The sequence below is a fragment of the Streptococcus sp. 2154 genome, assembly GCF_013277255.1.
Taxonomy (GTDB): domain Bacteria; phylum Bacillota; class Bacilli; order Lactobacillales; family Streptococcaceae; genus Streptococcus; species Streptococcus pseudopneumoniae.
In genome coordinates, this window is sequence record NZ_VMMK01000080.1 from 3129 (window position 1) to 13909 (window position 10781).

The 10781-nt window shown below is 41.6% G+C and carries 10 protein-coding genes and 1 pseudogene; 3 read left to right on the plus strand and 8 right to left on the minus strand.

All coding sequences use genetic code 11. The annotated features are described in order from the left end of the window. Nucleotides 1-230: 230 nt before the first annotated feature. From HT693_RS11185 to HT693_RS11220, 8 genes and pseudogenes are all read right to left on the minus strand, one after another. Nucleotides 231-1040, minus strand: a complete 810-nt coding sequence (locus HT693_RS11185; protein ID WP_050207878.1) for a purine-nucleoside phosphorylase — start codon at nucleotides 1038-1040, stop codon at nucleotides 231-233. Nucleotides 1041-1055: 15 nt separating this feature from the next. Beyond that, a pseudogene (locus HT693_RS11190) lies at nucleotides 1056-1597 on the minus strand (DUF1697 domain-containing protein). A 1-nt stretch (nucleotide 1598) separates the two neighbouring features. Continuing rightward, the gene (locus HT693_RS11195; protein ID WP_000033102.1) at nucleotides 1599-2810 is read right to left on the minus strand and encodes a phosphopentomutase; all 1212 of its coding nucleotides are present in this window, start codon (nucleotides 2808-2810) and stop codon (nucleotides 1599-1601) included. A gap of 13 nt (nucleotides 2811-2823) precedes the next feature. Next, complete coding sequence (gene rpiA, locus HT693_RS11200; RefSeq protein ID WP_000429303.1) at nucleotides 2824-3507, minus strand: ribose-5-phosphate isomerase RpiA; 684 nt, start codon at nucleotides 3505-3507, stop codon at nucleotides 2824-2826. Nucleotides 3508-3788: 281 nt separating this feature from the next. After that, complete coding sequence (locus HT693_RS11205; RefSeq protein WP_000863091.1) at nucleotides 3789-4661, minus strand: NAD(P)H-hydrate dehydratase; 873 nt, start codon at nucleotides 4659-4661, stop codon at nucleotides 3789-3791. Between the two features lie 140 nt (nucleotides 4662-4801). Then, nucleotides 4802-5659 (minus strand): bifunctional methylenetetrahydrofolate dehydrogenase/methenyltetrahydrofolate cyclohydrolase, encoded by an 858-nt coding sequence (locus tag HT693_RS11210; protein WP_000192111.1) that lies wholly within the window; start codon nucleotides 5657-5659, stop codon nucleotides 4802-4804. Between the two features lie 153 nt (nucleotides 5660-5812). Further along, nucleotides 5813-6547, minus strand: a complete 735-nt coding sequence (locus tag HT693_RS11215; protein WP_000136055.1) for an amino acid ABC transporter ATP-binding protein — start codon at nucleotides 6545-6547, stop codon at nucleotides 5813-5815. Then, complete coding sequence (locus HT693_RS11220) at nucleotides 6547-7230, minus strand: amino acid ABC transporter permease (RefSeq protein ID WP_001011644.1); 684 nt, start codon at nucleotides 7228-7230, stop codon at nucleotides 6547-6549. Before HT693_RS11220 ends, HT693_RS11215 begins: the two co-directional genes overlap by 1 nt. Before the next feature lie 190 nt (nucleotides 7231-7420). On the opposite strand from HT693_RS11220, the gene HT693_RS11225 reads away from it, so the two are divergent. The 3 genes from HT693_RS11225 (at nucleotide 7421) to HT693_RS11235 (ending at nucleotide 10720) form a co-directional block, all read left to right on the plus strand. Beyond that, on the plus strand, nucleotides 7421-7651 hold the full coding sequence (locus HT693_RS11225) for a DUF1797 family protein (protein ID WP_000443574.1): 231 nt from the start codon (nucleotides 7421-7423) through the stop codon (nucleotides 7649-7651). Nucleotides 7652-7880: 229 nt separating this feature from the next. Further along, nucleotides 7881-10139, plus strand: coding sequence for an ATP-dependent Clp protease ATP-binding subunit (locus HT693_RS11230; RefSeq protein ID WP_000882510.1), 2259 nt, complete (start codon nucleotides 7881-7883; stop codon nucleotides 10137-10139). Between the two features lie 128 nt (nucleotides 10140-10267). Continuing rightward, nucleotides 10268-10720, plus strand: a complete 453-nt coding sequence (locus HT693_RS11235) for an NUDIX hydrolase (RefSeq protein WP_023938214.1) — start codon at nucleotides 10268-10270, stop codon at nucleotides 10718-10720. The last annotated feature ends 61 nt before the right edge of the window (nucleotides 10721-10781 follow it).

Sequence of the window (10781 nt, forward strand, 5' to 3'; positions counted from 1 at the left end):
GATTTTCATTGAGTATAAATTCATTCTTATCTCTTCTTATCATACTAGTCTGCTTGGCTAGGAAGCTAATTCCAGCATCCTAGATTCTTGTCTTTCACAATGCTAACTATCAGACTCTTTCAGTTACAAGAGTAGGAAGAAACCCATAGTCTACCTATGTTTCTTCTTTGTTCCGAATAGCCAGTCAATCATGAAAAGGTAGAGGTATTCCCCCTTTTAAATCTTTTTTCTTACAATTCTGCAAGAATCGCTTTAAGCAAACCTTTGAAATCACCTTTGACACCTTCAGTCACTTCTACAACTTCTTCGTGATTGAGTTCTTCTTGGAAACCAGCCGCAAAGTTAGTGATACATGAAATTCCCAGAACTTTCAAGCCAGAGTGGGCTGCCACGATAACTTCAGGAACCGTAGACATACCAACTGCATCTGCTCCCAGTGTCTTATAGGCACGGATTTCTGCTGGTGTTTCATAAGTTGGACCAGTAACACCGATATAGACACCTTCATCAAGCTTGATATCAAGTTTTTTAGCAACTTCATGGGCAGTAGCACGGTATTCTGGAGTGTAGGCCTTAGACATATCTGGGAAACGTGGACCAAAGTCATCCAAGTTTTCACCCATCAATGGATTTTGCCCCGTCATGTTGATATGGTCTGAGATAGCCATCAAAGTACCAGGACCATATCCAATACCACCAGCTGCATTGGTTACAATGACACCTTCACATCCAAGAACTTTCATGACACGTACTGGGAAAGTCACGACCTCCAGAGGATTTCCTTCGTAAAAATGGAAACGACCTTGAAGAGCCAAGACCTTGCGACCTGCAAGGTCACCATATACTAATTTACCAGCGTGACCGACTACTGTAGAGCGGCCCCAGTTTGGAATCTCAGCATAGTCTACTGCAACTGGATTTTCGATTTCTTCTGCCAGTTCTCCCAGTCCTGATCCAAGGATTAGACCGAACTCAGGCGCTTGAATTCCCTTGTCTTTCAGGAAAGCAGCTGTTTCATGGATTTTGTTTAAAAATGTCATTGTGTGTCTCCTTTATTATTTTTTTAGCATTTGACCGATTTTTTCAAAAGTTTTAGCATTGCGAATGGTAATGTGGCGATAGAAAGGCATCTTGAGCAGATCCTTGTGATAGGCAGTTTTAGAGTAGGTTTCTTCAGAAAATTTCCCCAGAAAATCCCAAGTTTTCCAAAATAAAGCACTTCATCTTTCAGCTCTAAACTTTCAACTGTCGCGATGACTTGGTCCACATCCAAACCCTCAGTGTAAAAGAGAAAATCTTTTCGTGCCAAGTCTCTGTTCCACCAAGCTGGTAGATTTTCAAGTTCCGCCTCAAAGTCCTCTAGACTCAGTAAAGAAAAGCTCTGAATAAATGGATAATGGACTGCAAAGAAAGTCTCTAGCTTTTCAACCAATTGGGCTTTGGAATCTATCGAAGTAAAGAAAATATTGCCACTATTGATGTAGCTCTCAACCTTTTCCAGTCCCAAGTTTGTCAATTCTTGACGAAGCTCCGCCATGACGACCTTATTCTTACCACCAACATTGATACCTCTCACCAGCAAAGCATAGCGCGTCATCTTATACCAATTTATCTAAGAAACTTTCCCCAATCATAGCAGTTTCCACACCAAAGTTATCGGCAACAGTCGCTGAAATATCTGCAAAATGTCCTACTGGAATGAGACCATTTCCTTTAAAGGCAGGGCTATAGGCCAACAATGGAATATATTCCCGAGTGTGATCCGTTCCTGCATACGTTGGGTCATTTCCATGGTCCGCAGTAATCAAGAGAAGGTCATTCTCTCTCATAGCTGCGATAATTTCAGGTAAGCGTTCATCAAACTCATGCAAACAATCACGGTAACCGTGAGCATTACGACGATGGCCGTAAAGGGCATCAAAGTCAACTAGGTTTGTGAATGAGAATCCTTTTTCAAACTCAGCAAGTCCCATAGTCTTCAATAGTGTATCAATTCCATGACTATTTGACTTGTTGTGACCCATGTCATGGTTGATACCAGCACCGTTAAAGATATCGTTGATTTTACCCACAGCATAAGTATCGATACCAGCCTCATTCAATTTATCCAAAACAGTTGGGGAAAATGGAGATACAGCCAAGTCACGACGGTTTGCCGTACGAGTGAAGTTACCTGGTTCACCTACATAAGGGCGAGCAATGATGCGACCAAGAAGGGCAGGACGCTCAAGGGTAATCGAACGAGCGTATTCACAGATACGGTACAATTCATCCAAAGGAATAATGTCTTCGTGGGCAGCAATCTGCAAAACAGGGTCAGCTGAAGTATAGATAATCAACTCTCCAGTTTCCATCTGACGTGGTCCAAAATCATCGATAACAGCCGTTCCTGAATAAGGTTTGTTGGCTTCACGAATAACCTTGCGTCCTGAGAATTCTTCGATTTTTGTCAGGATTTCTTCTGGGAATCCGTTCCAGAAAGTATCGAAAGGCTCAGTAATGTTGAGTCCCATGATTTCCCAGTGTCCAGTCATAGTATCCTTACCAAGAGATACTTCCTCTAATTTTGTTGCATATCCAGTTGGATTGCTTTCAGCTGCTACAGTCTTAAGAGGAGTTTCACGAGGAATATTTCCAAGACCTATTTTAGCCATGTTTGGGACATTCAAACCAACTGTTTTTGAAATGTGTCCCAGTGTGTCAGAAGCTCCATCTGGAACCCCTGCATTGACAAAGTTATTAGCATCTGGTGCTGCACCGATTCCTACAGAATCCAGTACCACCAAATGAATACGATTAAATTTAGACATCTTATGCCCCCTTCTATTTTCCTTTTTTTGAAGTTGAAATCTGAACTCCATCTCGTCCAGCAACGATTACCTTATCCACCATTTGGTTGAATAAACCATGCTCCACAACACCAACGACATGGTCCAATTCTTGTCCAAAAGCAATTGGATTTTCAATGACATCCAAGGCGAGGTCAATGATAAAATTCTGCATATCCGTCACAAAACGTTGGCCGTCTTTTTCACGGAAACTTGGTTTGTAGCCAGCTCGCTCAAAACGACGAAAGACTTGTTCTGCGCCATACTGAACCACTTCTACTGGCAATTTAAAAGCACCTAGTTTTTCGACCAGCTTGCTTTCATCCACCACCCAAATGTATTCTTTTGATGGTGTTGCGACCACCTTTTCCATGAGAAGGGCACCACCACCGCCTTTGATTCCGTTAAACTGACTATCCACTTCATCCGCGCCATCAACCGTCACATCGACAAAGTCTACTTGGTCAATAGACTTGAGCGGGATATTAAGGCCTTCTGCCTGTTTAGTGGTCACACTAGAAGTTGTTACAGCTGTAATCTGCAATCCTTCTTCCTTGATACGACGACCGATTTCTTCTACAAAATAATAGGCAGTCGAGCCTGTTCCAAGTCCAACGACCATTCCATCGCTCACGAACTCAGCAGCCTTGATACCTGCCATTTTCTTCAGATTTTCCACCGATTTACCTCCATCATTCTCAGTTCTTATTCTACTATGAAATCGCTTTTTATTCAAGTAAAAAGATCAAATTTACATTTTTTATCAATCTTCCTTTGAAAACATGCATTTTATTTTTATAAAACGAATAAAAATGAATTTATCTTTTATGTATTTGCTTTGTTCATCTCTTTCCAGTTCCAAAAACAAGACCTTAACTTTGATACGTCTAGTTTAGCATTAAAGCAGGCGCATTTCAAGAATCATAAATTAAGAGAAGGAAGTGGGTTTATCTATCTATTTTAAACAAGTTTATCTTTGCTTACCCTCTCTTGTTGACAAATAATTTTCATTACTTTAGGAATACAATTACTAATCTCCGTTGGCAAAACCACATACTGTTCTTGAGCTAGTTCTTGGGCAATAGCTGAATGAAGATGGGTCGCTACCGTCACACATTCGTAGAGACTGGCCTGTCGGAATTGGCCTGCAAATCCTGCAATCATTCCAGCAAGAGTATCTCCCATCCCCCCAGTCGCCTGATAGGGACCGCCGACCTGTAACTGGTAATAATCAGATTGGCTAGCTTGCCAAATACGAGTAGCCGGACCTTTCTCCACCAAAATTGTTCCTTGAGGAAATGAAGTCAGGGCACTAGCTGTTGCATCTTCCTTTTGCTTTTCAATAGCAATACCAGACAGCTTTTCCCATTCTTTTTGGTGGGGAGTTAGGATAAGCTGGTTAGACGGAAACGACAAACTTGTCCTAGCAAGAATGGTCAGGGCACCACCATCTACAATCAAAATCTGATTCTGTTTTAAGCTAGCAAAGACCTGTTTGACTAGATCTTCTCCAAAAGCATCGTCTCCTAAACCAGGTCCCAGCAAGACAACTTCTGCCTTCTCCAACTGCTCTTTTAACAATTGCTTGTCTTGAAGAGAAAATGCCATAGCCTCAGGTAAATGGCTGTGCAGAGCTGGAATATTTTCCCTGTCCGTTCCAACGGTCACCAATCCTGCACCACTCTTAACAGCAGCTAGTGCAGCCATAATGATAGCACCTCCATAAGGATAAGTGCCACCAAGCAGCAGCAGACGACCATGGTCTCCTTTATGACTTGTACGAGAACGTTCAATAATAACTTTTTCTAGTAAAGTTTGATCAATCACTTTCATCGTTTTTTCCTCTCGCTTTTATTATACAACAAAAAGGAGGCGCAGACCTCCTTTTGTAATCTTATATCTAAAATTTAATACTCATTTCTGCCATTTCAGATATAGCTATAGAAAATACACTCTCTTCAGCGATTTTTCTCTTATTTTCTATCCAATGTCCGAAGTGCTGCCTGATAAGTTTGCTCCATTAGCATGGTAATGGTCATAGGGCCTACACCTCCAGGAACTGGTGTGATGTGGCTAGCAAGTGGGGCAACTGCCTCATAGTCAACATCTCCACAGAGCTTCCCATTTTCATCGCGGTTCATACCGACATCAATGACAACCGCACCTGGTTTGACAAAGTCAGCAGTCACAAACTTAGCACGACCGATTGCGACTACAAGAATATCTGCTTTAGCAGCCACCTTGGCAAGATTATGGGTGCGTGAATGGGTCAAGGTTACTGTTGCATTTTTGGCTAAAAGAAGCTGGGCCATGGGTTTTCCAACAATGTTTGAACGACCGATGACGACCGCATTTTTACCTTCTAATTCAATCCCATATTCATGAAACATTTCCATAATTCCTGCAGGTGTCGAAGGAATCATGACTGGATGACCAGACCAGAGACGCCCCATGTTTAAGGGATGGAACCCATCCACATCCTTTTCTGGATCAATAGACAATAGAACCGCCTCTTCATCAATGTGTTTTGGTAATGGCAACTGGACCAAAATCCCATGCCAAGCTGGATCCTGATTATATTTAGCAATCAGGTCTAACAATTCCTCTTGAGCAATGGTCTCTGGAACTCGCACTACTTCGCTACGGAAACCAGCCGCAAGAGCTGACCTCTCCTTGTTGCGAACGTAGACTTGGCTGGCTGGATTATCCCCAACCAAAATCACTACCAAACCAGGTACTAGACCTGTTTCTTCCTTTAATTTTGCAGTCTTTTCAGCCAATTGCCCCTGCAATTTGACCGCTAAAGCTTTCCCATCAATGATCTGTGTCATATCACTTCTCTTTTCTTTCAAATATCTTCCATTATAGCAAAAACTGCCTGCACCCCCTAACACTTATTTCCTAGGCTATCCTATAGTTTCAAACTATAAGAAAAATCTCTGGTTGAGCTTTTCACTAATCTTGTCTTGAAATTTTAAAATAGATTATAAAACCTTACTCAAGAAGTCTTTAGTCCGTTGTTCTTGGGTTTGTTCAAAAATCTGTTCAGGTATTCCGTCTTCAACAACCACACCGTCTGCCATAAAGATGACACGATCTGCCACCTCACGGGCAAATCCCATCTCATGTGTTACGATAACCATAGTCATTCCTGACTTGGCTAGATCTTGCATAACAGCCAATACCTCACCCACCATTTCAGGATCCAAGGCTGAAGTTGGCTCGTCAAAGAGTAAAACATCTGGTTCCATAGCCAACCCACGCGCGATAGCAATCCGTTGCTGCTGCCCACCTGACAAACTCTGTGGATAAGCGTCTGCCTTATCCGGCAAACCAACTTTTTCCAACAGCTCTTGAGCTCTCTTCTCAGCAACTGCCTTGCTTTCACCTTTGGTCTTGATAGGTGACAAGGTAATATTTTCCATCACAGTCATATTAGGAAAGAGGTTAAATTGTTGGAAAACCATGCCCATCTTCTCACGCATGGCAAAGAGGTCATTCTTCTTGTCCGTAATATCGACTCCCTCAAAGATAACCTTCCCCTTGGTTGCTTCCTCCAACAAATTCATAGAGCGAAGCAAGGTAGATTTCCCGCTCCCCGAAGGACCGATGATAACGACAACTTCTCCTCTTTTAATCTCGAGGTTGATGCCCTTCAATACTTCATTCTTTCCAAAAGATTTATGTAAATTTTCAATTTTTATCAAGATTTCTGTCATTATTTCTTATCTCCTTGTCCCATATGTTTTTCAAAAGCTTTCAAGGCTACTGTCAGAATAGAGGTCATAATCAAGTAGTAAAATGCTGCAAATAAAAGTGGTGTTAAAGGTAGATAGGTTGTTGTAGAAACTGTTGTAGCCCCATTCCACAACTCCATGACCCCAATAGCTGATAAGAGGGAGCTGTCCTTGATAATGGTGATAAATTCGTTCCCCAATGCTGGCAAAATATTTTTGATTGCTTGTGGCAAAATCACATACCGCATCGCATTTTTAGGACGAATCCCTAAAGAATAGGACGCCTCTAACTGCCCCTTAGGAACCGCATTAATCCCAGCACGAACAGTCTCAGAAACATAAGCACCACTGTTCATAGAAATAATCAAAATCCCTGGAATCAGACGAGAAAGATCAACACCCAAAATCCCAACCTGAATAGTCGGAGCATTGATGTGCATAAGAGCAAAGGTAATCATAATCTGAACCATCATAGGTGTCCCACGGAAAATCCAAACGTACAAGTTGGCCAGCCAAACAAGCGGTTTAAACTTTGAACGTTGCCCAAAAGCCAAGACAACCCCCAAAATGGTTCCCAAAATGACAACACAGATAGAAATAAGAACCGTCACAACAGCCCCATAGTTAAAATAAGGTAAATACTTAGGTAAAAAAGAAAAATTCATAGTCACACTGCTTTCTAAAATAGAATACTGTATGATTATAACGTATATTGAATTAAAATTCAAATCTTTTATCCAATTTATTTAAAAATCTTTAAACTAGCAGAATTAGCGAGAAATCTTAGTTTTTTTCTAGTCAAGTTGGCCTCCTTTATGGTAAAATAGTAACGATAAGAAATGAAGGAGAATCAAAATGGAATCACATTTGGTTAGAATCATCAACCGCCTTGAAGCAATGGCAAACGATGGCGGAAATTTAAAACGTAATTTTGAACGCGAAGGAGTTGTTGTTGCAGAAGTTGCGTACAGCCACGACGAAGAAAACGGCTCAATCTTTACCCTTCGTGACGTAGAAGCTCGCGAAACGTATACGTTTGATAGCATTGACTTAATTGCAATGGAGATTTACGAACTTCTCTACTAATCTAAAACAAGCTGGGATTGTCCCTGCATGTCTAACCAAAATCCTTTTTGTCTCACAAATAGGATTTTTTTATAGTCCAAATTCACAAAAATTTTCATTGCAACAACTTTTCAAAGCTGCAATCTTTTTACTTGCTTTACACCCCAATCCTGTTATAATGAGAGTATAGGAATTTGACTATTTTTGACCTTTAAACAGATCAGGATAAAGAAAGAAATGAGGTAGATGTATGCTTTGTCAAAACTGTAAAATCAACGACTCAACAATTCATCTTTACACCAATCTCAATGGAAAACAAAAACAAATTGACCTCTGTCAAAACTGCTACAAGATTATCAAAACAGATCCTAACAATAGCCTCTTCAAAGGTATGACGGATCTGAACAATCGTGACTTCGATCCCTTTGGTGATTTTTTCAATGACCTAAACAATTTCAGACCTTCTAGCAATACTCCTCCTATTCCCCCAACCCAATCAGGTGGAGGTTACGGTGGAAACGGCGGTTATGGTTCCCAAAATCGTGGTTCTGCTCAAACTCCACCAGCAAGCCAAGAAAAAGGCCTGCTGGAAGAATTTGGTATCAACGTAACTGAGATTGCCCGTCGTGGAGACATTGACCCCGTTATTGGGCGCGACGATGAGATTATCCGTGTCATCGAGATTCTCAATCGTAGAACCAAGAATAATCCTGTTCTTATCGGTGAACCGGGTGTCGGAAAAACTGCCGTTGTCGAAGGCCTAGCTCAGAAAATTGTTGATGGTGATGTTCCACATAAACTCCAAGGCAAACAAGTCATCCGTCTGGATGTGGTTAGCTTGGTGCAAGGAACGGGGATCCGTGGACAATTTGAAGAACGCATGCAAAAACTCATGGAAGAAATTCGCAAACGTGAGGACATCATCCTCTTTATCGATGAAATCCATGAAATTGTCGGTGCTGGTTCTGCGAGTGATGGTAATATGGACGCAGGAAATATCCTCAAGCCAGCCCTTGCTCGTGGGGAACTGCAACTGGTCGGCGCTACTACCCTCAATGAATACCGTATCATTGAAAAGGATGCTGCCCTCGAGCGTCGTATGCAGCCTGTCAAGGTTGATGAACCAACGGTGGAAGAAACAATCACTATCCTCAAAGGGATTCAAAAGAAATACGAAGACTACCACCACGTTCAATATACCGATGCTGCAATTGAAGCAGCTGCAACTCTTTCCAATCGTTACATCCAAGATCGCTTCTTACCTGACAAGGCCATTGACCTCCTAGATGAAGCTGGTTCTAAGATGAATTTGACCTTGAATTTTGTAGACCCTAAAGTCATTGATCAGCGCTTGATTGAGGCTGAAAATCTCAAGTCTCAAGCTACACGAGAAGAAGATTTTGAAAAAGCCGCCTACTTCCGTGACCAGATTGCCAAATATAAGGAAATGCAAAAGAAAAAGGTCACAGACCAGGATACTCCAATCATCAGTGAAAAAACCATTGAGCATATTATTGAACAGAAAACCAACATCCCTGTTGGTGATTTAAAAGAGAAAGAACAATCTCAACTCATCCATCTAGCCGAAGATCTCAAGTCTCATATTATTGGCCAAGATGATGCAGTCGATAAGATTGCTAAGGCTATTCGCCGTAATCGTGTCGGTCTTGGTACGCCTAACCGTCCAATTGGAAGCTTCCTCTTTGTCGGACCAACTGGGGTCGGTAAGACAGAACTTTCCAAACAATTAGCTATCGAACTCTTTGGTTCTGCTGATAGTATGATTCGCTTTGATATGAGTGAATACATGGAAAAACACAGTGTGGCTAAGTTGGTCGGCGCTCCTCCAGGTTATGTTGGCTATGATGAGGCTGGTCAATTAACTGAAAAAGTTCGCCGCAATCCATATTCTCTCATCCTTCTCGATGAAGTGGAAAAAGCTCACCCAGATGTTATGCACATGTTTCTACAAGTCTTGGACGATGGTCGTTTGACAGATGGGCAAGGACGGACCGTTAGCTTCAAGGATGCCATCATTATCATGACCTCAAATGCAGGTACAGGTAAGTCTGAAGCCAACGTTGGATTTGGGGCTACTAGAGAAGGACGTACCAACTCTGTTCTCGGTGAACTCGGCAACTTCTTTAGCCCAGAGTTTATGAACCGTTTTGATGGCATTATCGAATTTAAGGCTCTCAGCAAGGATAATCTCCTTCAGATTGTCGAGCTCATGCTAGCAGATGTTAACAAGCGCCTCTCTAGCAACAACATTCATTTGGATGTAACTGACAAGGTCAAGGAAAAGCTGGTTGACCTAGGTTATGATCCAAAAATGGGAGCACGCCCACTTCGTCGGACTATTCAAGACTATATTGAGGACGCAATCACTGACTACTACCTTGAAAATCCAAGCGAAAAAGACCTCAAAGCAGTTCTGACTAGCAAGGGAAACATTCAAATTAAGTCTGCCAAAAAAGTTGAAGTAAAAACTTATGAAAAAGAAGTATAAATCCTATAGAAAAGGAGTAGAAAATGAAAATTTTCTGCTCTTTTTACTAAAATAACTATAAGTTCTTGACAGCTCTGCCTTTGTCCATTATGATAATAATAAAGATACTAGATAATGAGGAAAATGCAATGGCAAACCCAACTTTCGGAGAAAAAAAAGCAAATACAGACTATGTTGCACGCTATGGAGTGTATGCAGTTATCCCTGACGCTAAACAAAAACAAATTGTTCTTATTCAAGCACCTAATGGCGCTTGGTTCCTACCAGGTGGCGAAATTGAAGCAGGTGAAAATCATCAGGAAGCCCTAAAGCGTGAATTGATTGAAGAGCTTGGTTTCACAGCTGAAATTGGTACCTATTATGGACAGGCTGATGAATACTTCTACTCTCGTCATCGTGATACCTACTACTACAATCCTGCCCACCTCTATGAAGCGACTTCTTTCAAAGAAGTGCAAAATCCACTAGAAGACTTTAATCATATTGCCTGGTTCCCTATTGACGAGGCTATCCAAAATCTTAAACGTGGTAGCCATAAATGGGCCATCCAATCTTGGAAAAAACAGCATAAGATTGACTAATACTCTTCGAAAATCTCTTCAAACCACGTCAGCGTCGCCTGACCGTAGATATGGTCACTGA